The organism is Streptomyces sp. NPDC006335 (assembly GCF_040612795.1).
GTDB lineage: Bacteria > Actinomycetota > Actinomycetes > Streptomycetales > Streptomycetaceae > Streptomyces.
This window is the reverse complement of the sequence record NZ_JBEXQX010000008.1, coordinates 216,174-239,616: the sequence shown is the minus strand read 5'-3', so window position 1 is coordinate 239,616 and position 23,443 is coordinate 216,174. Positions and strand designations below refer to the sequence as shown.

The following is a 23,443-nucleotide window of genomic DNA, read 5'->3' as shown; positions in this document are numbered from 1 at the left end:
CGCGCTCGTGACCGACCGGGGTCACGCGTTCTTGATCGCGGAGATGTCGAAGGTCAGCTTGATCTTGTCGGAGATCAGGACGCCACCGGTCTCCAGGGCCGCGTTCCAGGTCAGGCCCCACTCGGAGCGCTTGATCTCGGCCTTGCCCTCGAAGCCCACGCGCTCGTTGCCGAAGGGGTCCTTCGCGGCGCCGTTGAACTCGAGGTCGATGGTGAGCGGCTTGGTGGTGCCGAGGATGGTCAGGTCACCGGTGATGCGGTAGTCCTCGTCGCCGAGCGCCTCCGCCTTGGTGGAGCGGAAGGTCATCGTCGGGAACTCCTCGATCTTGAAGAAGTCCGCGCTCTTGAGGTGCCCGTCACGGTCCTCGGAACCGGTGTCGATGCTGTCCATCTTGACGTCGATGGAGGCTGTCGACGCGGACGGGTCGGCGCCGTCCAGGTGCAGCGAGCCGCTGAAGTCGTTGAACTTGCCCTTGACGTTGGTGACCATGGCGTGCCGGACGGTGAAGCCGATGGTGGAGTGGGCGGTGTCGATGCTGTAGTCGCCGGTCAGTGCGGTCAGGTCGGTGTTCGTCATGACGAGGCTCCTTGAAGCGAGAATGTTGAACGTTGAACTACTCAACGAGAACGACCGTAGACCTATTCCGTTCAATTTTCAACATCATCCGCGAAGTGTTGGCGATCCCGCCCCGCGGTGGTACACGCCCCGGTATGAACCCGCAGCGCAGAGCCCCCGTGCGACCCACCCGCAGAGCCGTCTTACTCGCGGCCGCGGTCCTGGCAGCCGCCGCCCCGCCCGCCCGAGCCGCCGCGGCCGACCCCTACGACACCCTCCGCGGGCGCTGGCTCGACATCGCCCTCGGCACCGGTTACGACCCGGCGTCCGAGCCGTACGCCTCCCGCCTCGCCGAGACCGGCGAACTCGCCCGCGGCTTCCGCGCCACCATGGCCCCGACTGCCGACTCCCTCTGGACCGGCCTTCCCTACGACCCCCCGGCCGGCATCACCCAGAGCTACGGCCGCCTGTGGACGATGACCCAGGCCTACGTCCAGCAGGGCACCGGCTCGACCGGCGACGAGAGCCTCCTCGCGGACGTCCTGCGCGGCCTCGACCACCTCTCCGCCACCGTCTACAACCCCACCACCGCCCGCTACGGCAACTGGTGGGAATGGCAGATCGGCAGTCCCCGCCTCCTCATGGACATCACGGCCGCCCTCCACGACCACCTCACGGACACCCAGAGGGCCGCGGCCTGCGCAGCCGTCGACCACTTCGTCCCCGACACCATGCTCACCGACTACTCCGGCACCTCCACCGGCGCCAACCGCGTCGACCTGTGCCGCTCCGTCGCCCTGCGCGGCATCCTCGGCCGGGCCCCCGACCGGATCGCCCTGGCCCGCGACGCCCTCTCACCGGTCTTCCCGTACGTCACCCACGGCGACGGCCTCTACGCCGACGGCTCGTTCGTCCAGCACACCTGGGTCGCCTACTCCGGCACCTACGGCCAGGTCATGCTCGACGGCCTCGGCCGCCTCTTCGCCCTGCTCGCCGGCTCCGCGTGGGAGGTGACCGACCCGCACCGGAAGACCGTCCTCGACAGCGTCGAGCGCGCCTACGCCCCGCTGATCCACGACGGCCTGGTGATGGACAGCGTCAACGGCCGTGCCATCAGCCGCGGTCACCTCAAGAGCGACGAACGGCACGTCCTGCGAAGCGACCACTTCCACGGCCAGGGGATCATCGCCGCCATCGCGCTGCTCGCGGGCGGCGCGAGCGAGGCGGAGCGGACTCGCTGGCACGGCATGGTGAAGGGCTGGATCGAACGGGACACCGTCACACCGATCCTGACGGCACGTCAGTTCGGCGTCGCCGACCTCGCCCGGCTGCACGCGGTCGCCGCGTCACCGGTCCCGGCCGCCCCCGAACCCGTCGGGCACACGCTCTTCGCCGCCATGGACAGGGCCGTCCACCGCCGTCCCGGGTTCGTCGCCAACATCGCCATGGCGAGCGACCGGATCGCCGCCTACGAATGCGGCAACGGCGAGAACCCGCGCGGCTGGCACACCGGCGCCGGCATGCTCTCCTGGTGGGCGGAGGGCCGAAGCGATCAGTACACGGACTGGTACTGGCCCACCGTCGACTGGTACCGCCTCCCGGGCACGACCGTCTCCACCAAGCGCCTTGCCGACCGGGCCGGCGGCGAGTGGGGCGAGCCCAAGCCGGACGTCCGCTGGGTCGGCGGTACGACCGACGGAGAGTACGCGGCGATCGGCCAGCACCTGAAGGGACTGGGCTCGACGCTTGAGGCCCGCAAGTCGTGGTTCTGCGTCGACGACGCGGTGATCTGCCTCGGCGCGGGCATCACCTGCGCCGACGGCGTCCCGGTCGAGACGGTCGTCGACAACCGCAACCTGGGGGAGGCCGGCACGCAGTCCTTCGTACGGGGACGGGGCTGGGCGCACCTGGAGGGGCACGGAGGCTGGCTCGTCCCCGAAGGCCTGCGCGCCCTGCGCGAGGACCGCGCCGGCGCCTGGTCCGACATCAACACCTTGGGTACGAGCGAACGGCGCACCCGGCGCTGGCAGACCCTCTGGCTCGACCACGGCACCGACCCCGAGGACGCCTCCTACGTCTACGTCCTGATGCCCGGGGCCTCCCGGCGCACCGTCGCCGCCCGCGCCGCCGACCGGCACTGGATGTCGGTCCTCGCCAACGACAGCGCCTGCCAGTCGGTCCGCGTCGACCGCCTCGGCCTGACCGTCGCGAACTTCTGGCGGGCCGGCACGGCGGGTGCGCTCACCGCGTCGGCGGGAGCGAGCGTGCTGGTCCGCGGCGGCGGCCGTACCGCTACCCTCTGCGTCGGTGAGCCACCCCGTTCGGGCGAACCGCTGGAGATCGTCTGGGACCGGCCCGTGCGCTCGGTCGTGCGGGCCGACGACACGGTCGAGGTCCTCGCCACCGGCCGCCTGCTGCACCTGCGTGTCACTCCGGGGACGGTATGCGCTCCGCACGAATGTGAGGTGGCTCTCACGCGCTGACTTTGTGAGACCCCTACAAGCGGCAGGCCCCTTGAGCAGTCAGAACGCCTGCATGCTTCCGGGGTTCTGTTCAGTGGCACCAGGAAAACGGGCCGGAGACTGTGAGGAGTCGACGGCTCGCTTTTCTCGCGGGTCTTCGTAAGGTCGCTACATGACCGTTTTGGATGAGGCGCCGAGTGAGTCGACGGGCGAGCCGACGGACGCGCGCGGACGGGTGGCGGAGCTGCACGAGATCCGTGCGGCGGCCCTGGCCGGCCCCAGCGAGAAGGCGACCGAGGCGCAGCACGCCAAGGGGAAGCTGACCGCACGGGAGCGCATCGAGCTGCTCCTCGACGCGGGTTCCTTCCAGGAGGTCGAGCAGCTCCGTCGGCACCGGGCGACAGGGTTCGGCCTGGAGGCCAAGAAGCCGTACACCGACGGTGTCATCACCGGCTGGGGCACGGTGGAGGGCCGCACGGTCTTCGTCTACGCCCACGACTTCCGCATCTTCGGCGGCGCGCTGGGCGAGGCCCATGCCACGAAGATCCACAAGATCATGGACATGGCCATCGCGGCCGGGGCGCCCCTGGTGTCGTTGAACGACGGCGCAGGCGCCCGCATCCAGGAGGGCGTCTCCGCCCTCGCCGGCTACGGCGGCATCTTCCAGCGCAACACCAAGGCGTCGGGCGTCATCCCGCAGATCTCGGTGATGCTCGGCCCGTGCGCCGGCGGCGCGGCCTACAGCCCCGCCCTCACCGACTTCGTCTTCATGGTCCGCGAGACGTCCCAGATGTTCATCACCGGCCCGGACGTCGTCAAGGCGGTCACCGGCGAGGAGATCACCCAGAACGGCCTCGGCGGCGCCGACGTGCACGCCGAGACCTCCGGTGTCTGCCACTTCGCCTACGACGACGAGGAGACGTGCCTCGCCGAGGTGCGCTACCTGCTGTCGATGCTCCCGCAGAACAACCGGGAGAACCCGCCGCGCGTGGAGTCCTCCGACGCGGCCGACCGGCGCGGCGAGGTGCTCCTCGACCTGGTGCCCGCGGACGGCAACCGGCCGTACGACATGACCAAGGTCATCGAGGAGATCGTCGACGACGGCGACTACCTGGAGGTCCACGAGCGCTGGGCCCGCAACATCATCTGCGCGCTGGCCCGCCTCGACGGCCAGGTCGTGGGCATCGTGGCCAACCAGCCCTCGACGCTCGCCGGTGTCCTGGACATCGAGGCATCGGAAAAAGCTGCACGCTTTGTCCAGATGTGTGACGCTTTTAACATCCCGATCGTCACTTTCCTGGACGTCCCCGGGTTCCTCCCGGGTGTCGACCAGGAGCACGGCGGCATCATTCGGCACGGAGCGAAGCTGCTCTACGCGTACTGCAACGCCACCGTGCCGAGGATCTCCCTGATCCTGCGCAAGGCCTACGGCGGGGCCTACATCGTCATGGACAGCCAGTCCATCGGCGCGGACCTCACCTACGCCTGGCCGACGAACGAGATCGCCGTGATGGGCGCCGAAGGTGCCGCCAACGTCATCTTCCGGCGTCAGATCGCCGAGGCCGAGGACCCCGAGGCCATGCGGGCCCGCATGGTCAAGGAGTACAAGTCCGAGCTCATGCACCCGTACTACGCGGCCGAGCGTGGCCTCGTGGACGACGTGATCGACCCGGCGCAGACCCGCGAGGTGCTGATCCGGTCCCTGGCGATGCTCCAGTCGAAGCACGCCGACCTGCCCTCCCGCAAGCACGGCAACCCCCCGCAGTAACCCCGCGGACCCTCCGCGACACCCTCGCGGAAACCTCTCTCACGGAGACTGTGACCTATGAGCACCCCTGACATCCGCGTCGAGAAGGGCCACGCCGAGCCCGAGGAAGTCGCCGCCATCACGGCGATCCTCCTGGCGCGCGCCGCCGCCCAGCCCTCCGAGACCCCGACCCACCGAGGCCGCCCCAGGGCCGCCTGGCGCCGCCTGGAGCGCGAGGGCGGCTTCCGCGCCCCGCACAGCTGGCACTGAGCCTGTACGACGCCTGAGGGCCCCTCTCGCAAGAGAGGGGCCCTCAGGCTTTTTTGTCTTTAGGGCGCGGGGAACTGCGCGAGCAACCACAAGGCTGCCGCAGACGGCACACAACCGTCCGTGGCAGCCCGGTAGCCGCAAGAACCACCTACCGCAGTCGAGCCATCAAAGCGTGCTCGACCAGCGTGATGAGAGCAGACTTCGCATCGGCCCGGTGCCGCGCGTCCGTCGTGATGATCGGCGTGTCCGGCCCGATCTGCAGCGCTTCGCGGACCTCGTCCGGGTTGTACGGCTGCTGGCCGTCGAAGCCGTTCAGGGCGATCACGAAGGGAAGCCCCGAGTTCTCGAAGTAGTCGACAGCCGGGAAGCAGTCGGCCAGGCGCCTCGTGTCGACGAGGACGATCGCGCCGATGGCGCCGCGGACCAGGTCGTCCCACATGAACCAGAAGCGGTCCTGGCCCGGGGTACCGAAGAGGTACAGGATCAGGTCCTGGTCCAGGGTGATGCGGCCGAAGTCCATGGCGACCGTGGTGGTCGTCTTGTCCCCGGTGTGGGTGAGGTCGTCGATGCCGGCCGACGCGGACGTCATCACGGCCTCTGTGCGCAGCGGGTTGATCTCCGAGACGGCGCCGACGAACGTGGTCTTGCCCACGCCGAAGCCGCCAGCCACCACGATCTTCGCGGACGTGGTGGAGCGGGAAGGCCCTCCGCTAGAGCTTGCGAAGTCCACTGAGCACCCTTTCGAGCAGTGTCACGTCTGGCTGGCCGCCGGCGCTCTCGTCGCCGCCGGGCTGATGGATGGCGACCAGGCCCGCCTCCGCCAAGTCGGCGACGAGGATCCTGGCCACGCCGAGAGGGATCGTCAGGAGCGCGGAGATTTCCGCCACCGACTTGATTTCCCGGCAGAGGTTGCAGATCCGCTGATGCTCGGGCAACTGGCCCTGCATCTGGTGCGGCTGCGCGGTGGTGTGCACCAGCGCCTCGATGGCGAGCTGGTAGCGCGGGCGAGTCCGGCCGCCGGTCATGGCGTACGGACGCACCAAGGGGTTGTTCGACGCCCCAGCGGGCGCCGGCTCAGAGCGTCGCTGCGGCTGCACCGGCTGGATGCGCGGGGCCGGCGGCTGGTCGTACGGCGACGGCCCGGGGCCCTGGGGCGCGTACGGCTGCTGGGGCCGCTGGCTGGGTGCGGAGGGGAAGTTGTAGCGGTTCGGGTTCTGGGAACCGTCGTTCTGACCCTGGCCAGGGCCGTACGACCAATTGCCAGATGAACCACCTGGGGGTGTTGCCACTTTCTCTCCTCCTCCGACTGTGCCGGGCACCCATCACGCTGTGTGGAGCCGCGTCCCGAAACCTTACGGCCCCGGGACGCCAAAACGCACCGTCTGTCTGTCAGTTGAGCAGGCTGCCCTGGAGTTCCGCACGCAGATCGGGCGTCAGGACCGAACCGGCACGGTCCACCAGAAGAGCCATCTCGTACCCGATGAGACCGATGTCCGCCTCCGGATGTGCGAGGACCGCGAGGGACGAACCGTCGGATACGGACATGATGAAGAGGAATCCCCGCTCCATCTCCACAACCGTCTGGTTCACCGCGCCGCCCTCGAAGATGCGCGAGGCACCCGCGGTCAGCGAGGTCAGACCGGAGGCGACGGCCGCAAGCTGGTCGGCTCGGTCGCGCGGAAAGCCTTCGGACATCGCCAGAAGGAGTCCGTCGGCGGAGACCACCACCGTGTGGGACACCCCCGGGGTGTTGTCCACGAAGTTGGTGATCAACCAGTTCAGGTTCTGCGCCGCCTGGCTCATCGGGCTCACACTAACGCTCCTGGTTGTAGGTGCTGTCAGAACCGAAGCCCTGACCGTTCGTTTCACTGCCTGCGTTGCGGCCCCGCTGGACACCGCGACGCAGGTTGCTCAGCCTGCCCCGGACGTCCTCCGGAGCACGGGAGACCGATGGGCCTCCCTGGTGGGTGGCTTCGGCGGCTCCCTCGACCAGGTTGGCCTTGGGCACCCGCCGCGGCAGACCGGAGGAGGTGACCCCGCCCGCCTTGGGCTTCCGGAGCTGGGAGGCCTGCTGCCACCGCGCGTCGTTGGCCGAACGCCAGCTGTCGCCGCCGCCGTTGCTCTCCGGCGCCGAGGCCGGCGGCTCCTGGGTCGCGTTCCGCGTGCCGTTCGAGCCGTTGGCGCCGCTCCCGGGGGAGCCACGGCGGGGGAGCCCGGCGTCGGTCAGCTCGTGACCCACGGAGGCGGGGGCCGGCCCCGGACGGTCGAAGCCTACGCGGTCAGGCTCGCTCACGTCAGCGGCCTGCACGGATTCCGCTTCCGGAGCGTACTGGTCCGGGTAGCCGCCCCGGTAACCGTCCGGCTGCGGCCAGTCATCCTGGTAGCGGCGCTCCTCGAAGCCCGAGAAGGCTTCCGGGGCGGTGGCGTGCACCGCCGCGGGCTCCTCCTGGACCGGCTCCGCATAGGAGGGCTCCGGGTAACCGCCGCCCGGCGAGAAGGTGTCGTTCTGCGGCAGAGTGCCGTTCTGCGCGAAGTACGGCTCGTCGTACGACGGACGGTTCGGCTCCTCGTACGCCGTCTGCCGCTGCTCCTCGTACGGCGCCTGCTGAGCCTCCTCGTACGACGTCTGCTGGTCGTACGAGGCCGGCTGCTGCTCGGGATAGCCGCCACGGTTGGCGTCGTAGCCGGTCTGCGGGGCGTTGGGGGAGTTGTCGAACGCGTCGGCGTACGACCGCTCGGGGCCCTGCAGGGCGGGCGGCTGGTCCTGGTTCTGGGCCTCCAGGGCCGCGCGGCGCTCCTCACGCATGAGGGAGCGGCCGACCGGGTCCAGCTCGCGTATGTCGTCCGGGACCTCGGAGTAGCGGCTGTCGTCGAAGCCGAGCTCCGCGGCCGTACGCATCGGCAGACCGTTGTTGAAGTCCTCGCCCTGGTACTGCTGCTGCTCCGGCATGATCTGCGAGACGGTGAACTCGTCGGAGGCCGGCTGGTGCTCGCCGCCACCGCCGTGGGTGATCGCGTCGGGCAGCATGACCAGCGAGGTGGTACCGGCCTGCTCGCCCGAGGGGCGGAGCTGGACGCGGATGCCGTGCCGGTCGGACAGCCGGCCGACCACGAACAGGCCCATGCGCTGGGAGATCGCGGCGTCCACGGTCGGCGGGTTGGCCAGCTTGTGGTTGATGTCCGCGAAGTCCTCGGCGGTCAGACCGATGCCCTTGTCGTGGATCTCGATCATGATGCGACCGTCGGGCAGCCGAGTCGCGGTGACCCGGACCTTGGTCTGCGGGGAGGAGAACGTCGTGGCGTTCTCCAGCAGCTCGGCGAGCAGGTGCACGAGGTCGGTGACCGCGCGGCCGTGGATCTCGGCCTCCGGGACGCCGGACAGCTCGACGCGCTCGTACTGCTCCACCTCGGAGGAGGCGGCGCGCAGCACGTCGACCAGCGGGACCGGCTGGTCCCAGCGGCGGCCGGGCTCCTCGCCGGCGAGGACCAGGAGGTTCTCGCCGTTGCGGCGCATACGGGTCGCGAGGTGGTCCAGGCGGAAGAGGTTCTCCAGCTGGTCCGGGTCGGCCTCGTTGTTCTCCAGGTCGGTGATCAGGGTCAGCTGGCCCTCGATCAGCGACTGGTTGCGCCGGGACAGGTTGGTGAAGATCGCGTTGATGTTGCCCCGCAGCAGGGCCTGCTCGGAGGCGAGTCGTACGGCCTCGCGGTGGACCTGGTCGAAGGCGCGGGCGACCTCGCCGATCTCGTCCTTGGTGTTGATGGGGATCGGCTGGACCCGGGTGTCCACGCGGCCGGGGTCGGTGCGCGAGAGCTGGTCGACCAGCATCGGCAGGCGCTGCTCGGCGATGCCGAAGGCGGCGTTGCGCAGCTGGCGCATCGAGCGGGACATCTGCCGGGCGACGGCGCCGGCCAGGATGAACGCGAGGAGCAGGGCGACCACGACGGCGGCACCCACGATGAACGCGTCCCGCTTGGCCTCGTCGGCGATGCTCGCGGCCTCGTTCACCGCGGTGTCGGCCAGGTCGGTCTCGATCTGGCGGTACGCGTTGTACTTGAGGGTGTTCACCGCCCACCAGTTCTCGGCGGTGATGCCGTCCTTGGCGAGCGACTCACGGGCGCTCTCGTCCATCGACGGGAGCTGGGCGATGCCGGAGACCATGTCCGTCGGGTTGGACGGCGGCGGGACGTAGTTCGGGTTCTTGGCGGCGGCCTCCTTGGCCAGCGCCGCGCCCTCCGTCTGGATCTGCTTCTTCGCGGTGTCGAGCTTCGCAGCGTCGGCCTCGGTGCCACCGCCGATGTACTCCTCGACGGCGATGCCCTCCAGGTACGCGTACGAGGACAGGGCGACCTTCTGGCTGGCGAAGCTGCTCAGCCCCGGGCCGGGCTTGATCAGCAGGTGCATGCCGATGGAGCGCTGCAGCGACAGGGCCGCCTTGGTGAGCTCGATGGCGTAGACGGTCCGGCCGTAGCTGGTGATGTTGCCGGTGCCCAGGCCGAGCTCGTTGGCGAACTCCGTCAGCGGGTGCGCGATCTGGGTGTAGCCCTCTTCGGTCTTCACACCGGTGAGCTTGGGGGAGGTGTACGCGCCGGCGCGGAGCGTCTGGAGCCCTCCCTCGCCGTCCCGGAACAGCGTGAGGCGGCGCTCGAGGCCCGCCTTCTGCGGCATGTCCTGGGCGGCCTCGTCGAAGGCGTCCGCGGCCTGGTCGGTCTTCTTGCGGGCGGCGACGACGGTGGCGTTGTCCTGGCCCTGGCCGCTCAGCAAGGGGGCGGCGGTGCTGTCACGCTCGTTGTAGAGGGCGTCGGCGTAGCTGAGAGCGGCCCGCACCAGACGCGCGGTGTTCTCCGCGTCCTCGGCCTCCCGCCAGGTGTCGATCGAGCTCTTGACCTGGAAGCCGCCCATGACGAGGCCGACGATCACGGGTATGAGCAGGATCGCGTTCAGTCGGGTGGGCACCCGCCAGTTGCGCGGGGAGAACCGGCCACCGCTGGACGGCGGCGCGGCCGTCGGCTCGGGACCGGGCACAGGGGAGGGCGCCGCTCCGCGCGGCGGCGGGGTGAAGTTGCCCCGGGCCGACGGCTCGGGACCGTTCTTGCTTCGCCTCACTCGACCAACAACCTCTCGGAGGGGTCGGCACCTACGTTGTGCCGCAGTCTCTCAGAGCCCAGTACGTCATCGACTGATGAGTACGTCTTTGACTATTGGGCAGTTCAGGCATTCCAGCACGACGGCCTCCGCACCTCCAAACATTGGTACGCGGGGATTCCGCGTGATGTAAGCCCCAGATAAAACGGTCATAAAGAGCGAGCCCCGTCAAATGACGGGGCTGTTGTGAGCGCAGCGAGACCGGTTGGCAACCACGCGTGGCCGTACCATCCGATTCCTCTGCCGAAACGTTATGAACACCGGGGCCGACCGTGTCCAAGGCCACAGCCGGCTCCGGGACATCTACGACAACTGCCGTATGACGATGTTGATTTGGGAGCTGGTCGACACGCCTTCGGGGCGTTACCGCAGACGTGCCATGAGAGCGTGCTCGACCAGTGTGATCAGGGCACTCTTGGCGTCCGACCGGTGCCGGGCGTCCGTCGTGATGATCGGTGCGTCCGGCCCGATCTGCAGGGCCTCGCGCACCTCCTCGGGAGCGTACGGCTGGTGCCCGTCGAAGCCGTTGAGGGCCACGACGAACGGCAGACCGCTGTTCTCGAAGTAGTCGACGGCGGGGAAGCAGTCGGCCAGACGCCGGGTGTCGACCAGGACGACCGCGCCGATGGCACCGCGGACCAGGTCGTCCCACATGAACCAGAATCGGTCCTGGCCCGGCGTACCGAAGAGGTACAGGATCAGGTCCTGGTCGAGCGTGATGCGGCCGAAGTCCATGGCGACCGTGGTGGTCGTCTTGTCCCCGGTGTGGGTGAGGTCGTCGATGCCCGCGCTCGCGGACGTCATGACGGCCTCCGTGCGCAGCGGGTTGATCTCGGAGACCGCGCCGACGAACGTGGTCTTGCCCACGCCGAAGCCGCCGGCCACCACGATCTTCGCGGACGTGGTGGCCCGCCCCGTGTCAGAGCTTGCGAAGTCCACTGAGCACCCTTTCGAGCAGCGTCACATCGGGAGCGCCGCCGTTGTTCTCGTCGCCGCCCGGCTGGTGGATGGCCACCAGGCCGGCCTCGGCGAGGTCCGCGACGAGGATCCTGGCCACCCCGAGCGGCATGGCGAGCAGTGCCGAGACCTCGGCGACCGACTTCACCTCACGGCACAGGTGGCAGATGCGCTGGTGCTCGGGGAGGAGCCCCATCAGAGCCGCCGGGTCGGCCGTGGTGCTGATCAGGGCCTCGATGGCGAGCTGGTAGCGCGGCCGGGTCCGGCCGCCGGTCATCGCGTACGGACGTACCAGCGGCTGGTCGCCCTCATCCTCGTACGGCTCCGCGTACGGATCATGAGAGGCGGTGGGCGGGGTCATGAATCCTCCGGGCGGGACAGCAAGTCGGTCTGGCTAGCCGTCTGGTGAGGCCGGTGGGGGGATTGTGGCGGCCGGACGGTGATGTGGTGAGACGGGTGGATCCGGTGGGGTCAGTGGAGCAGACTGCCTTGCAGCTCGGCTCGCAGATCGGGCGTGAGCACTGCCCCCGCGCGGTCGACAAGCAGTGCCATCTCATAGCCGACGAGGCCGATGTCGCATTCCGGGTGCGCGAGGACCGCGAGCGACGAACCGTCCGAGACGGACATGAGGAAGAGGAATCCCCGCTCCATCTCCACGACGGTCTGGGCCACGCTGCCGCCCTCGAAGATCCGAGAGGCGCCCGCCGTGAGCGAGGTCAGCCCGGACGCGACGGCGGCCAACTGGTCGGCACGGTCGCGCGGGAAGCCCTCGGACATCGCCAGCAGAAGGCCGTCGGCGGACACGACGACGGTGTGGGACACCCCGGGGGTGTTGTCCACGAAGTTGGTGATCAACCAGTTGAGGTTCTGTGCCGCCTGGCTCATCGGGCTCAACTAACGCTCCTGCTGGTGAGTGGGGTTCGGGAAACTGCCCGTCTGGCCGTTGTTGCCGCCGACCTGACGTCCTTGCGCGATACCCCGACGGAGGTTGGTCAGCCGGCCGCGCACGTCGTCAGGCGCACGCGAGACAGCCGGACCGCTTTGGTGCTGTTGCTGCTGAGCCGTGCCCGGGACGAGGTTCGCCCTGGGCACCCGGCGCGGCAGACCGGAGGTGGTGACACCGCCCGCGGCCGGCTGCCGGACACGCTCCGCCTGCCGGACGAGGTCGTCGTTCGGCGAGCTGCGCCAGGCCGCGGAGGCCGCGGGCCGTTGCGGAGCGGCGGCGGAACTCTGTGGGGCCGCCGGAGCCTGCTGCTGCCGCGGGGCCTGAGCGGAGGAGGAGCCGTTGCCGTTGGCCGGCTGCCCCTGTCCCTGCTGCTGGCTGCCGTGGAACCAGTTGGTCTCCAACGTGTCGTACAGCGGCGTACGGCCGTCACCGGGACCCGCGGGCGGCAGCGCCTCCGGCTCCTGGTGGACCGGCCGCTGCTGGGGCCGCGGCGGCATGGGCGGCCGCGGGGCACCGAAGTCGGCGCCGTTGGTCTGGGGACGCTCGAACTGGCCCGTGGACGCGGGGTCCTGACGACCCGGCAGCGAGTGCTGCCCGGTGGAGCCGCCGTCGTAGCCCGGCATCGCGAACTGGCCCGTGGAGCCGTTGTCGTACGACTGCGGAGTCGCGAACTGCCCGGTCTGCGAGCCGCCGTTCTGTCCGGACGGGGTGCCGAAGACGTCCGGGCGGACGTACTGGCCCATGTCCTGCGGGTCGTTCGCGGCGGGACGCGGGTACTCGCCGGTGTCCTGGGGGCCGTTGGATCCCGGCCGCGGGAACTGGCCGGTGCTCTGCGGGCCGACCGCGCCCGGACGGGGGAAGTCGCCCTGCGGACCGTTCGCACCCGGCCGGGGGAACTGGCCGGTGTTCTGCGGGGCGTCGAAGTCCGGGCGGGGGAACTCGGAGGTGCCCGCCGGGCCCTGGTGCTCCTCGATCCGCGGCATGCGCGAGGTGGCGGCGGGGTCCTGCTCGTCGTGGCCGCGCGGGACGTCGAGCGAGGCGCGCGGCACCGGCGGCTGCGCGTTCTCGTCGCTCCAGCTCGGGGTGCGGGGCTGCTGGTTGCCGCCGGGCAGCTCGGCGCGCGGACCACCGCGGCCCGGGAGCTGCGGTCGACGGCGCCGGCCCTGCTGCGGCTCGGGGGCCTGGCCCTGGGCCTGCGACTGCGGGGGCACGGAACCCCGGCCGCCGAAGGCGTCCTGACCGCCGCCGAAAGCGTCCTGGGCGCTGAAGGCGTCCTGACCCGGGCCACCCGTGCCCGCGGCCTGGAGGCCCTGCGGGGCACCCGGCGCCTGACCGCCGAAGCCGGCACCGGCCGGAGCGGGCCGGCCCTGCGGGGGCGTACCCGGACCCTGCGGTCCACGCGGTCCGCCCGGCGCACCGGGACGACCGCCCTGGCCACCGCTGCCGGGCAGCGCGGCCCGCGGTCCCTGACCGGCGTTGAGCCGTCCGCCCGAGGAGGCACCGGCGCCGAGAGCGCCGCCGCCCGGACCACCGGGGGCACCGCCGAGGGCGCCGCCGCCCTGGCCGTTGCCGCCGCCGCGACGGGCCGCGGCCACACCGGCGGCGGCCTGAGCCGCGGCCGGGGCGCCGGGAGCACCCTGACCGGGCTTGGGCTGGGGCTTCTTGCCGCCCTGGGCGACGTCGACGGGCAGCATGACCAGCGCGGTCGTACCACCGGAGTCGGACGGGCGCAGCTGGATGCGGATGCCGTGCCGCTGGGACAGCCGGCCGACCACGAACAGACCCATGCGGCGGGAGACGGAGACGTCCACGGTGGGCGGCGAGGCGAGCCGCTCGTTGATCGCGGCGAGGTCCTCGGGGGAGAGGCCGATGCCGGTGTCGTGGATCTCGATCAGCACGCGGCCGTCGGGCAGCGCGTGACCGGTGACCTTGACCTTGGTCTGCGGCGAGGAGAACGAGGTCGCGTTCTCCAGCAGCTCGGCGAGCAGGTGCACGAGGTCGTTGACCACGCGGCCGGCCACTTCGGTGGTCGGCACCGCGGCCAGCTCGATGCGCTCGTACTGCTCCACCTCGGACGCGGCGGCGCGGAGCACGTCGACCAGCGGGACCGGACGGGTCCAGCGGCGGCCGGGCTCCTCACCCGCGAGGACGAGGAGGTTCTCACCGTTACGGCGCATGCGGGTGGCGAGGTGGTCGAGCTTGAAGAGCGAGGAGAGCTGGTCCGGGTCGGCCTCGCGGGACTCCAGTTCGGAGATGAGCGAGAGCTGACGCTGGATGAGGCCCTGGGAGCGGCGCGAGAGGTTGGTGAACATCGCGTTGACGTTGCCCCGCAGCAGGGCCTGCTCGGCGGCGAGGCGGACCGCCTCGCGGTGCACGTCGTCGAAGGCCGCGGCCACGCGGCCGATCTCGTCCCGGGAGTGCACACCGACCGACTCCACGGAGGTGTCGACGTCCTGCGGGTCGGACTCGGACAGCTGCTTGACCAGCTCGGGCAGGCGGTCCTGGGCGACCTTGGTGGCGGTCTCCTGCAGGCGGCGCAGCGAGCGGATCATGGACCGGGCGACGACGAAGGCGCCGACCAGGGAGACACCGAGGACGAGCAGGATCAGCGCACCGGCGATGATCGCGTCGCGCTCGGTGGCGCTGCGCAGCTCGCGGGCCTTCTGCTCCATGTCCTCGAGCAGCGTGTGCTCGATGCGGCCCATCTCCTGGATCTTTGTCGAGCTGTCGTCGACCCAGTCCTTGTAGGAGCGGCGGTCCAGGTCGGCGAGGCCCTCCGGCCGGCCGAAGGCACGGCTGGCGTACTGGTCGGCGGCCTCGATGGTGGAGCTGCCGTTCTCGACGGGCTTGAGGAGCTGCTCGGCGTCCTCGTCGCCGTAGATGCTCCGGAAGCTGTTGAGGTCGGACTCCTCGCTGTCCAGGGCGCCCTGGGCGTACAGCCGGTCGTTCTCGCTGAGGTCGCCGAGGGTCGTCTTGTTGGCCGGCAGGGCCGCGGCGAGGATCGCGCGCTGGACGGAGGCGTACTCCTTGGCGGAGGAGAAGGCCGCCAGGGCACGCGTGCGCTGGATCATGTCCGGGTTGCTGGTGGCCTCGGCCATGTCCTGGGAGAGGTCCAGCAGGTGGGTGATCAGGCGGTGGTAGGACTCCACCGTCTGGGTGGCGTTGCCCTTGGTCTCGTAGGCGTCGCTGCGGATCTTGCCGAGCGTGTCCAGGTCGCGGACCAGGCCGACGAGGCTGTCGCGGACGCCCTGGAGGTTGCCGTCCTTGCTGGAGGTGTCGATGTCCTCGGCGGCGTTGACGAAGTTGGTCGCGGCCCGGTCCGTCTTGTCCCGGTAGCCCTTGACCGTGATGTTGCTCGCCGTGGAGTCGTGCGCCAGCGGGCCCGCGGACTGGTCGCGCTCGTCCTGGAGGGCGGCGGCCAGCTCGGTGGCCTGCTTGGTCATCTCCGTCAGCAGCTTCATGTTGTCGAGCTGCTGGATGTCGTCCATGGAGTCGTTGATGCGCAGCGCGCCCAGCGAGGTGGCCGCCACCACGGGGAGCGCGAGCAGCGACACCAGGCGCGTGGAGATGCGCCAGTTGCGCAGGGCTATGCGCGACCCGGGGCCGCTCGGACCCTTCGGTGGCTTCACCGTCGGCGTGGCCGCCGGGCCCGAGGACGCCGAAGCGCCGGGGCGGCCGGGGCCGGAACCCCCGTCGGCCGACGGTGCCGGGCCCGGGTTCTGGGCGTGCTGGGGGGAGGAACTGCCGACATTGGGGCCAGTCCCGCCGTGCCGCTCCGGCTCGGCCGAAGCGCTGCCATCCCTCTTGAAACGTCCCTGCACTAGCGTCGCAACCTCTGGACCAGGCGCTCCTCCGCAGGACGGCGGAGCACGGTGTCGGCGTTGTGGGGAGCGCCCTGAATACGCACCCCGGGTGGTCGTTGAGTGACCGGCGCTGGCTCCCCCTTCTCACCGCCACTCGGCGCTTCTCTGCGCCCCCTGTGCGCCGGCTCGATTCCGCGGCGGTCCGTGGAATTCCAGCACAGTGCAGGATCTCCAACAAGGTCCGTGGGTCAGACCGTGACCTACGTGACACCACGTGAGGGTCGGGTCACCGGGTGTGGAATGCGTTCTCGTCATATCGGACATAGGTCCGCGAGTCCCCCCGCGGGGGTGGGTGTCCCAGTCGCCATGATCAGGAGCGGAATGATGGCTTCAGGGAGCCAATGTCCGTTTCGTAGGGGTGGATTGGTGCTGCGGATTGTCCGTTTTGCCCGTACGTGAGTGAGCAAACTCACATGCTGATCATGGGGTCTTCACGACTTCGGAAGGGAATGGAATGTTTAGCCTGACGCTTTACAAGAAGGCCGCATCTGTCCAACCCACCACAGCCGAGGTCGAGTACAACCGTGAAGACGACGATGATGTTCCGCAACATTGCCAACCCGCGGCGCACGACGCTGGCGCACCTCGAGGACGCCGACGCCCTGCGGATCCCGGAGCAGCCGGAGCACCCGCTCGACCTCCCCGCCCAGACCGCCAACCCCCGGCGCACGGTCCTGATGGAGATCCCGGTCTCCGCGGCCAAGTAACCGTATCGCGCCCGGATCACCGCCCTTCGGGGAGGTGGCCCGGGCGTCGCGCCGTCCGGAGCCTCGGGGCACCCCTTCCCGCGTTAGCCTGGAGCGTCAGACTCCAGCCGGCCGAGTAGAGGGGCGCCCAGATCCCGTGCGCATCGCCAGATTCTCCATCGACGGGAACGTCGCCTTCGGCGCGGTCGAGGGCGACAGGCCGGACGAGCTCGTCCTCGACATCATCAAGGGCATCCCGTTCGCGGACTTCGAGCTCTCCGGTACGAAGGTCCCGCTGAGCAAGGTCAGGTTGCTGCCGCCGGTGCTCCCCAACAAGGTCGTGGCGTACGGCCGCAACTACGCCGACCACGCGAGGGAACTGGGCAACGAGGTCCCGGACGTCCCGTTCGCCTTCTTCAAGCCCTCCACCTCGGTGATCGGCCCCGGCGACGAGATCCAGTACCCGTCCTTCTCCGCGGACCTCCACCACGAGGCCGAACTGGCCGTCGTCATCGGCCGCATGTGCCGCGAGGTCCCGCGCGAGCGCGTCAAGGACGTGATCTTCGGCTACACCTGCGCCAACGACATCACCGCCCGGGACGTCCAGAAGCGCGAGAAGCAGTGGGCCCGGGCCAAGGGCTTCGACACCTCCTGCCCGCTGGGCCCCTGGGTGGAGACCGGCCTGGACCTGGAGACGGCCGCCGACCTGACGATCCAGCTCACCGTCAACGGCGAACAACGCCAGCTCGGCCGCACCAGCGAGATGATCCACGGCATCGAGGATCTGATCGTCAACATCTCCGAGGCCATGACGCTGCTTCCCGGCGACGTGATCCTCACGGGCACCCCGGCAGGCGTCGGGCCGCTCACCGTCGGCGACGAGGTCGCCGTCACCATCGAAGGCATCGGCACTCTCACCAACAAGGTTGTCAAGCGTGGCTAGCGCACCCGTCCGCGTACGTTTCTGCCCCTCGCCCACCGGTAACCCCCACGTGGGCCTGGTCCGCACCGCCCTGTTCAACTGGGCGTTCGCCCGGCACCACCAGGGCACCCTCGTCTTCCGCATCGAGGACACCGACGCGGCCCGCGACTCCGAGGAGTCCTACGAGCAGCTGCTGGACTCGATGCGCTGGCTGGGCTTCGACTGGGACGAGGGCCCCGAGGTCGGCGGCCCGCACGCGCCGTACCGCCAGTCGCAGCGCATGGACCTCTACAAGGACGTCGCCGCCAAGCTCCTGGACGCCGGCCACGCCTACCACTGCTACTGCTCCCAGGAGGAGCTGGACACCCGCCGCGAGGCCGCCCGCGCGGCCGGCAGGCCGTCCGGCTACGACGGCCACTGCCGCGACCTGAGCGCCGAGCAGGTCGAGGAGTACAAGGCCCAGGGCCGTACGCCGATCGTCCGCTTCCGCATGCCCGACGAGACGATCACCTTCACCGACCTGGTCCGCGGCGAGCTGACCTTCACCCCGGAGAACGTCCCGGACTACGGGATCGTACGGGCGAACGGGGCGCCCCTCTACACGCTGGTCAACCCGGTCGACGACGCGTTGATGGAGATCACGCACGTCCTGCGCGGCGAGGACCTGCTGTCCTCCACCCCGCGCCAGATCGCCCTGTACAAGGCGCTGATCGAGCTGGGCGTCGCCAAGTACGTGCCGGCCTTCGGTCACCTGCCGTACGTGATGGGCGAGGGCAACAAGAAGCTCTCCAAGCGCGACCCGCAGGCCTCGCTCAACCTCTACCGGGAGCGCGGCTTCCTGCCCGAGGGCCTGCTCAACTACCTGTCCCTGCTGGGCTGGTCGCTCTCCGCGGACAAGGACATCTTCACCACCGACGAGCTGGTCGCGGCCTTCGACATCGCGGACGTGAACCCCAACCCGGCCCGCTTCGACCTGAAGAAGTGCGAGGCGATCAACGCCGACCACATCCGGATGCTGGACGTGAAGGACTTCACGGAGCGCTGCGCCCCCTGGCTGAAGGCCCCCTTCGCCCCCTGGGCGCCGGAGGACTTCGACGAGACCAAGTGGCAGGCGATCGCCCCGCACGCCCAGACCCGCCTCAAGGTCCTCTCCGAGATCACCGACAACGTCGACTTCCTGTTCCTCCCCGAGCCGGTCTTCGACGAGCCCTCCTGGACGAAGGCGATGAAGGAGGGCTCGGACGCCCTTCTGCGCACGGCCCGCGAGAAGCTGGAGTCGGCGGACTGGACCTCGCCGGAGTCCCTCAAGGAGGCCGTCCTGGCCGCCGGCGAGACCCACGGCCTCAAGCTCGGCAAGGCCCAGGCCCCGGTCCGGGTCGCCGTCACCGGCCGCACGGTCGGCCTGCCCCTCTTCGAGTCCCTGGAGATCCTGGGCAAGGAGACGACGCTGGCGAGGATCGACGCGGCGCTGGCGAAGCTGACCGCGTAGGGCACGCACGCGTGAAGGGCGGCAACCGGACCCCGGTTGCCGCCCTTCACGCGTCACTGTCAGTGGCGCCCACTACTGTTCCGGCTCACCTGCACAAGATCCGGAAAGGCGCTCCCGTGCCGATGTCCCCGCGCGACCACACCTGGCTGTTCACGCCGGGCAGCACCTTCGCCGACGAGTCCGGGACCACCGGCGTGATCCACGTGGCGGCGGGAGGGGAGCTCGACCTGCCCACCGGACGGGTCGTCGCCTGCGATCCGTTCGTCTACCTCGGTTCCGGGGACATCGAGCCGTTCACGGTCTCCGTGCCCCCCGGCCGCTACCGCGTGGAGGCGGCCGTCGCGACCCTGAGCCGGCCCGGCGAGCCCCCGGCCGCCACGCCCCACCTCAGGGTGGCCGCCGCCCGCCTGGTCATACGCGACGAGCCCACCACGGCCTGGGAGTTGGCGCTGCGCCCCGAACAGGATCCCGCGGAGCTCGAGGAGGACGAGTTCTTCGGCTACGGCGTGGACGCCGGCACCGGCTGCTTCTACGACGCGGCGGCCGAGGAGGCCTTTCCCGAGGCGCAGGAGGACGAGGGCCCGCTGTGGGACGCCTTCGAGAACAGCGACTGGTCGGGCGGCCCGCACCTGGTCACGTCCCCCTCCACCGGTCACACCCTCGCCGCCTTCACCTCCGGCTGGGGAGACGGTTTCTACCCCACCTGGATCGGGCGATCCGCGTCCGGTGAGGTCACCTGCTTCCTGACGGACTTCTTCGTGGCCCCCGACCCCTCCTGAGGCACCGCAATCGCCGGACGTGCCCCCGGGTGCCGGGTTACCGTCGGATCATGAGCATTCGGGCCGTGGTCTGGGACGTGGACGACACCCTCTTCGACTACACGGGGGCCGACCGCGTCGGAATGGGCCTGCACCTGGCGGCCGAGGGACTGCTGGAGGCGTACGAGAGCGTCGAGCAGGCCATCGTGCGGTGGCGGGCGGTCACCGACACCCAGTGGGCGCGGTTCTCGGCGGGGGAGGTCGACTTCCAGGGGCAGCGGCGGGACCGGGTGCGGGTGTTCCTCGGCGAGGAGCTGACCGACGCGGAGGCCGACGCCTGGTTCCAGCGGTACATCGCCCACTACGAGACCGCCTGGGCCCTCTTCCCGGACGTCCTGCCGGTCCTGGACGCCCTCGCCACCAGTCACCGGCACGCGGTGCTCTCCAACTCCAGCATCCACGTCCAGGACCACAAGCTGCGCGTCCTCGGTGTCCACGACCGTTTCGAGGTCATCCTGTGCGCCGCCGAGCTGGGCGTCTCCAAGCCCGAGGCCGGCGCCTTCCTCGCGGCCTGCGACGCCCTGGAGCTGGCCCCGCACCAGGTGGCCTATGTCGGCGACCACCCGGAGATCGACGGCCGGGGCGCCGCGGACGCCGGACTGCTCTCGGTCTGGATCGCCCGCGAGGGCCCGTACGCGACCATCGAGGCACCCGACGGCACCCACCGCATCGCTTCCCTCGCCGAACTCCCCGCGATCCTCGGCGCGGATACCCGTTTTGGAGCCCCGTCCACCTTCGGGTAATGTTCTTCCTGCGCCGCCGGAGAGCGGGCCGAAAGGCCGGGAACCGGAGGAGCAGAACTAGAACAAGATCCCCGTAGGGGCTTGCGTTCCAGTGGCCTATGGTGTAATTGGCAGCACGACTGATTCTGGTTCAGTTAGTCTTGGTTCGAGTCCAGGTAGGCCAGCTCGCAGAGCTCATCTGCAGGCGGAGATCAACTCCGCGAAGCCCCCGTTGTGTAGCGGCCTAGCACGCTGCCCTCTCAAGGCAGTAGCGCCGGTTCGAATCCGGTCGGGGGTACAGATCCTTCCCGGAGGGTCAGTCAGGGTCGCACCCGCTGACTCTCACGCAGGATCGCTAGGGCCCCCGTTGTGTAGCGGCCTAGCACGCCGCCCTCTCAAGGCGGTAGCGCCGGTTCGAATCCGGTCGGGGGTACGGAACTGGTCTAAACCACATTGGTCTATGGTGTAATTGGCAGCACGACTGATTCTGGTTCAGTTAGTCTTGGTTCGAGTCCAGGTAGACCAGCTCGGGCCTGCGGCAACGCAGGATCCACGCCCCCGTTGTGTAGCGGCCTAGCACGCCGCCCTCTCAAGGCGGTAGCGCCGGTTCGAATCCGGTCGGGGGTACCACACGAAGGCCCTTCGCTCAGGCGGAGGGCCTTCGCCGTGTTCCGGGGTCACTCGGAACCGTATCTCCGCGTCGCCTCCTCCTCCTGCGCCAGCCGGTGCAGTGCCCGGAGCATCGGTTCGACGAGCACCACGCCCAACACCGCGACCTCGGCCTTCTCGGCCTCCGACACATGCGACTCCACGAACGCCATGTCCAGCTCGGCCGCCTGGCGCATCAACCGCGCGTAGGGCACGAGCATTTCGGGACTCCAGTCGTAGCCGAGACGACGCAGCGCGGCCGCCGCCACCACCAGGGAGCGGAACGAGGGGGAGACGCTCGTCATGGCCTGGGCGTGGGTCCACCCCAGCGTCTTCAGCAACTCCTCCATCGCGACCCGCGCGCTCCGCACGAACTCGTCGTCCGCGTCCGGCTCCGGCAGCTGCGGCAGCGCCCAGACCGTCGCGCCCAGGCGCATCGCGCGGGGCAGGGAGTCGTCGTCGACGTGCCGCAGCACCTCCCTGACCGTGGCCACCGGCACCTTGCCGACCTGGATCATCGCCCGCACCAGTCGCAGCCGGCGCAGATGGTCCTCGTCGTAGTCGGCCGTGGTGGCGTTGAGTCGGCGGCCCGGCGGCAACAGCCCTTCGCGCAGGTAGTACTTGATCGTCGCGGTGGACACCCCGCTGCGTTCGCTGAGTTCGGCCAGCCGCATCTCTTGTACGTCCTCTCGGATACCGGCACTATCCAAACATCCGCCGTCGGATAGTGCTGCTCGCCAACGAGGGGGTCCCATGTTCGGGAAGAAAGTCGTCGCAGGCCGCACCACCGCGTCCCCGCAGAAGGACGTGGTCGTCCTGTTGATCGGGATGCGCGTCAACCACTTCTGGGCCGTGCACCACTGGGTCCCGGTCATCCTGGCCATGCCGCGGATGCTGCGGGAGCTGTCGCGGGCGCCGGAGCGGGGGCTGCTCTCGCACGTACTGCTGACGGCCTCGCCGCGGACGTACTACGTCGTCCAGTACTGGGAGTCGAAGGAGAAGCTGTACGCCTACGCGCACTCGCCGGAGATGTTCCACCACCGGGCCTGGGCGATCATCAACCGCAAGGAGAAGGCGGGGAAGGTGCGGCAGCACGTGGGGCTGTGGCACGAGGCGTACGTGGTGCCGGAGGGATCGCACGAGTCGATCTACGTCGACATGCCGGCGTTCGGGTTGGCGGCGGCGCACGGTCAGGTGCCGGTCGCTGCGCGCGGGCGGTCCGCGAAGGAGAGGTTCGCTCATCGGGCCGGGAGCATGTGACCTGCCAAGGTGCGCGGACAACCGCGCAACCGGCCACGACGGCGAGTCAGTCGACTGACGGCCGGTGGGGGCTGATCGCGCAGTTCCCCGCGCCCCTGAGGAGGTCGGACATCGCCCTGTCGATAGAAAGACCTGCCGCGGCGTTGAGGCCGGACTTCGGATCGACAGGGCGCGCCCTCAACCCGTGCGGCGCAGCGCCTCGGAGAGACGGGCCGCCGCGTCGATGACCGCCTGGGCGTGCATGCGGCCCGGGTGGCGGGTCAGGCGCTCGATGGGACCGGAGACCGAGACGGCGGCCACCACGCGGTTGGAGGGGCCGCGTACGGGCGCCGACACGGACGCGACGCCCGGCTCGCGCTCGCCGATGGACTGGGCCCAGCCCCGGCGCCGTACGCCCGACAGGGCCGTGGCCGTGAAGCGGGCGCCCTGGAGGCCGCGGTGCAGGCGCTCCGGCTCCTCCCAGGCCATCAGGATCTGCGCCGAGGAGCCCGCCTTCATGGTGAGCGTCGAGCCGACCGGGACCGTGTCCCTGAGGCCCGACAGGCGCTCCGCCGCGGCGACGCAGATGCGCATGTCGCCCTGGCGGCGGTAGAGCTGCGCGCTCTCGCCGGTGATGTCCCGCAGATGCGTGAGCACCGGGCCGGCCGTCGCGAGGAGACGGTCCTCGCCGGCGGCCGCGGCCAGCTCGGCGAGGCGCGGGCCGAGAATGAAACGGCCCTGCATGTCACGTGCCACCATGCGGTGGTGTTCCAGAGCCACGGCCAGCCGATGGGCCGTGGGTCGTGCCAGTCCGGTGGCCGCGACCAGTCCTGCGAGGGTGGCGGGTCCGGACTCCAGAGCGCTCAGAACAAGGGCCGCCTTGTCCAGAACGCCGACGCCGCTACTGTTGTCCATGAAACGATACTCACGTCTCACTCTGTGAAACGCAAGTTCCTTTTTCCGTGAGACGCGCAAC

The 23,443-nt window shown here is 70.0% G+C and carries 20 protein-coding genes and 5 tRNA genes; 14 read left to right on the top strand and 11 right to left on the bottom strand.

All coding sequences use genetic code 11. The annotated features are described in order from the left end of the window. Positions 1-21 precede the first annotated feature (21 nt). Entirely contained in the window at positions 22-576 is a 555-nt protein-coding gene (locus ABZ098_RS23620; protein ID WP_356594155.1) for a YceI family protein, read from the bottom strand. Between the two features lie 134 nt (positions 577-710). Here ABZ098_RS23620 and ABZ098_RS23615 point away from each other — a divergent pair, with 134 nt between their 5' ends. The 3 genes from ABZ098_RS23615 to ABZ098_RS23605 all read left to right on the top strand — a co-directional run bounded on the left by ABZ098_RS23615 (position 711) and on the right by ABZ098_RS23605 (position 5,034). Further along, positions 711-3,038, top strand: a complete 2,328-nt coding sequence (locus ABZ098_RS23615; RefSeq protein ID WP_356594153.1) for a polysaccharide lyase 8 family protein — start codon at positions 711-713, stop codon at positions 3,036-3,038. Positions 3,039-3,189: 151 nt separating this feature from the next. Further along, complete coding sequence (locus ABZ098_RS23610; protein WP_356594151.1) at positions 3,190-4,785, top strand: acyl-CoA carboxylase subunit beta; 1,596 nt, start codon at positions 3,190-3,192, stop codon at positions 4,783-4,785. 57 nt (positions 4,786-4,842) lie between these two features. After that, positions 4,843-5,034 carry an acyl-CoA carboxylase subunit epsilon gene (locus tag ABZ098_RS23605; RefSeq protein ID WP_356594149.1) on the top strand — a complete coding sequence of 64 codons (192 nt, stop codon included), beginning with the start codon at positions 4,843-4,845 and terminating at the stop codon, positions 5,032-5,034. 148 nt (positions 5,035-5,182) lie between these two features. Here ABZ098_RS23605 and ABZ098_RS23600 read toward each other — a convergent pair whose 3' ends face one another. From ABZ098_RS23600 to ABZ098_RS23565, 8 genes are all read right to left on the bottom strand, one after another. Continuing rightward, a complete protein-coding gene (locus tag ABZ098_RS23600; RefSeq protein WP_009314218.1) occupies positions 5,183-5,764 on the bottom strand; it encodes an ATP/GTP-binding protein in 582 nt (193 codons plus the stop codon). Continuing rightward, positions 5,745-6,323, bottom strand: coding sequence for a DUF742 domain-containing protein (locus ABZ098_RS23595; RefSeq protein ID WP_356594147.1), 579 nt, complete (start codon positions 6,321-6,323; stop codon positions 5,745-5,747). Before ABZ098_RS23595 ends, ABZ098_RS23600 begins: the two co-directional genes overlap by 20 nt. Positions 6,324-6,423: 100 nt before the next feature. Then, a complete protein-coding gene (locus ABZ098_RS23590) occupies positions 6,424-6,837 on the bottom strand; it encodes a roadblock/LC7 domain-containing protein (protein ID WP_007384910.1) in 414 nt (137 codons plus the stop codon). Positions 6,838-6,847: 10 nt separating this feature from the next. Continuing rightward, on the bottom strand, positions 6,848-10,138 hold the full coding sequence (locus tag ABZ098_RS23585) for a nitrate- and nitrite sensing domain-containing protein (RefSeq protein WP_356594145.1): 3,291 nt from the start codon (positions 10,136-10,138) through the stop codon (positions 6,848-6,850). A gap of 402 nt (positions 10,139-10,540) precedes the next feature. Beyond that, positions 10,541-11,116, bottom strand: coding sequence for an ATP/GTP-binding protein (locus ABZ098_RS23580; RefSeq protein ID WP_356103414.1), 576 nt, complete (start codon positions 11,114-11,116; stop codon positions 10,541-10,543). Further along, positions 11,097-11,495, bottom strand: a complete 399-nt coding sequence (locus ABZ098_RS23575; RefSeq protein WP_003973454.1) for a DUF742 domain-containing protein — start codon at positions 11,493-11,495, stop codon at positions 11,097-11,099. The genes ABZ098_RS23580 and ABZ098_RS23575 overlap by 20 nt, the downstream gene beginning before the upstream one ends. A 110-nt stretch (positions 11,496-11,605) precedes the next feature. Next, the gene (locus tag ABZ098_RS23570) at positions 11,606-12,019 is read right to left on the bottom strand and encodes a roadblock/LC7 domain-containing protein (protein ID WP_003993189.1); all 414 of its coding nucleotides are present in this window, start codon (positions 12,017-12,019) and stop codon (positions 11,606-11,608) included. 9 nt (positions 12,020-12,028) lie between these two features. Further along, positions 12,029-15,901 carry a nitrate- and nitrite sensing domain-containing protein gene (locus ABZ098_RS23565; protein ID WP_356594143.1) on the bottom strand — a complete coding sequence of 1,291 codons (3,873 nt, stop codon included), beginning with the start codon at positions 15,899-15,901 and terminating at the stop codon, positions 12,029-12,031. Positions 15,902-16,467: 566 nt separating this feature from the next. On the opposite strand from ABZ098_RS23565, the gene ABZ098_RS23560 reads away from it, so the two are divergent. The 10 genes from ABZ098_RS23560 (at position 16,468) to ABZ098_RS23515 (ending at position 21,210) form a co-directional block, all read left to right on the top strand. Beyond that, positions 16,468-16,650 carry a hypothetical protein gene (locus tag ABZ098_RS23560; RefSeq protein WP_356594141.1) on the top strand — a complete coding sequence of 61 codons (183 nt, stop codon included), beginning with the start codon at positions 16,468-16,470 and terminating at the stop codon, positions 16,648-16,650. A gap of 136 nt (positions 16,651-16,786) precedes the next feature. Next, positions 16,787-17,572: a fumarylacetoacetate hydrolase family protein gene (locus ABZ098_RS23555; protein ID WP_356594139.1), complete on the top strand. Its 786-nt coding sequence runs from the start codon at positions 16,787-16,789 to the stop codon at positions 17,570-17,572. After that, positions 17,556-19,040: a glutamate--tRNA ligase gene (gene gltX, locus ABZ098_RS23550; protein ID WP_356594137.1), complete on the top strand. Its 1,485-nt coding sequence runs from the start codon at positions 17,556-17,558 to the stop codon at positions 19,038-19,040. The genes ABZ098_RS23555 and gltX overlap by 17 nt, the downstream gene beginning before the upstream one ends. Positions 19,041-19,156: 116 nt before the next feature. Beyond that, entirely contained in the window at positions 19,157-19,819 is a 663-nt protein-coding gene (locus ABZ098_RS23545) for a DUF4241 domain-containing protein (protein ID WP_356594135.1), read from the top strand. Positions 19,820-19,869: 50 nt separating this feature from the next. Next, positions 19,870-20,601 (top strand): HAD family hydrolase, encoded by a 732-nt coding sequence (locus ABZ098_RS23540; protein WP_356594133.1) that lies wholly within the window; start codon positions 19,870-19,872, stop codon positions 20,599-20,601. A gap of 92 nt (positions 20,602-20,693) precedes the next feature. Next, positions 20,694-20,765, top strand: a tRNA-Gln gene (locus ABZ098_RS23535). Positions 20,766-20,805: 40 nt separating this feature from the next. Beyond that, positions 20,806-20,878 (top strand) — tRNA-Glu (locus tag ABZ098_RS23530). Positions 20,879-20,940: 62 nt separating this feature from the next. Next, positions 20,941-21,013: transfer RNA gene (locus ABZ098_RS23525), tRNA-Glu, on the top strand. Between the two features lie 21 nt (positions 21,014-21,034). Beyond that, positions 21,035-21,106 (top strand) — tRNA-Gln (locus ABZ098_RS23520). Positions 21,107-21,134: 28 nt separating this feature from the next. Further along, positions 21,135-21,210 (top strand) — tRNA-Glu (locus ABZ098_RS23515). 47 nt (positions 21,211-21,257) lie between these two features. Here the strand turns inward: ABZ098_RS23515 and ABZ098_RS23510 are convergent. Next, positions 21,258-21,902 (bottom strand): MerR family transcriptional regulator, encoded by a 645-nt coding sequence (locus ABZ098_RS23510; protein ID WP_356594131.1) that lies wholly within the window; start codon positions 21,900-21,902, stop codon positions 21,258-21,260. A 79-nt stretch (positions 21,903-21,981) separates the two neighbouring features. On the opposite strand from ABZ098_RS23510, the gene ABZ098_RS23505 reads away from it, so the two are divergent. Continuing rightward, positions 21,982-22,488 (top strand): DUF4188 domain-containing protein, encoded by a 507-nt coding sequence (locus tag ABZ098_RS23505; protein WP_356594129.1) that lies wholly within the window; start codon positions 21,982-21,984, stop codon positions 22,486-22,488. A 177-nt stretch (positions 22,489-22,665) separates the two neighbouring features. On the opposite strand, the gene ndgR is transcribed toward ABZ098_RS23505, so the two are convergent. After that, positions 22,666-23,382: an IclR family transcriptional regulator NdgR gene (gene ndgR / locus ABZ098_RS23500; RefSeq protein WP_007384919.1), complete on the bottom strand. Its 717-nt coding sequence runs from the start codon at positions 23,380-23,382 to the stop codon at positions 22,666-22,668. Between the last annotated feature and the right edge of the window lie 61 nt (positions 23,383-23,443).

Excerpts from the sequence above, each read along its gene's own strand:
- ABZ098_RS23620 (WP_356594155.1), bottom strand. The coding sequence starts at position 576 with ATGACGAACACCGACCTGACCGCACTGACCGGCGACTACAGCATCGAC.
- ABZ098_RS23615 (WP_356594153.1), top strand. The coding sequence starts at position 711 with ATGAACCCGCAGCGCAGAGCCCCCGTGCGACCCACCCGCAGAGCCGTC.
- ABZ098_RS23610 (WP_356594151.1), top strand. The coding sequence starts at position 3,190 with ATGACCGTTTTGGATGAGGCGCCGAGTGAGTCGACGGGCGAGCCGACG.
- ABZ098_RS23605 (WP_356594149.1), top strand. The coding sequence starts at position 4,843 with ATGAGCACCCCTGACATCCGCGTCGAGAAGGGCCACGCCGAGCCCGAG.
- ABZ098_RS23590 (WP_007384910.1), bottom strand. The coding sequence starts at position 6,837 with ATGAGCCAGGCGGCGCAGAACCTGAACTGGTTGATCACCAACTTCGTG.
- ABZ098_RS23575 (WP_003973454.1), bottom strand. The coding sequence starts at position 11,495 with ATGACCCCGCCCACCGCCTCTCATGATCCGTACGCGGAGCCGTACGAG.
- ABZ098_RS23570 (WP_003993189.1), bottom strand. The coding sequence starts at position 12,019 with ATGAGCCAGGCGGCACAGAACCTCAACTGGTTGATCACCAACTTCGTG.
- ABZ098_RS23540 (WP_356594133.1), top strand. The coding sequence starts at position 19,870 with ATGAGCATTCGGGCCGTGGTCTGGGACGTGGACGACACCCTCTTCGAC.
- ABZ098_RS23510 (WP_356594131.1), bottom strand. The coding sequence starts at position 21,902 with ATGCGGCTGGCCGAACTCAGCGAACGCAGCGGGGTGTCCACCGCGACG.
- ABZ098_RS23505 (WP_356594129.1), top strand. The coding sequence starts at position 21,982 with ATGTTCGGGAAGAAAGTCGTCGCAGGCCGCACCACCGCGTCCCCGCAG.
- ndgR (WP_007384919.1), bottom strand. The coding sequence starts at position 23,382 with ATGGACAACAGTAGCGGCGTCGGCGTTCTGGACAAGGCGGCCCTTGTT.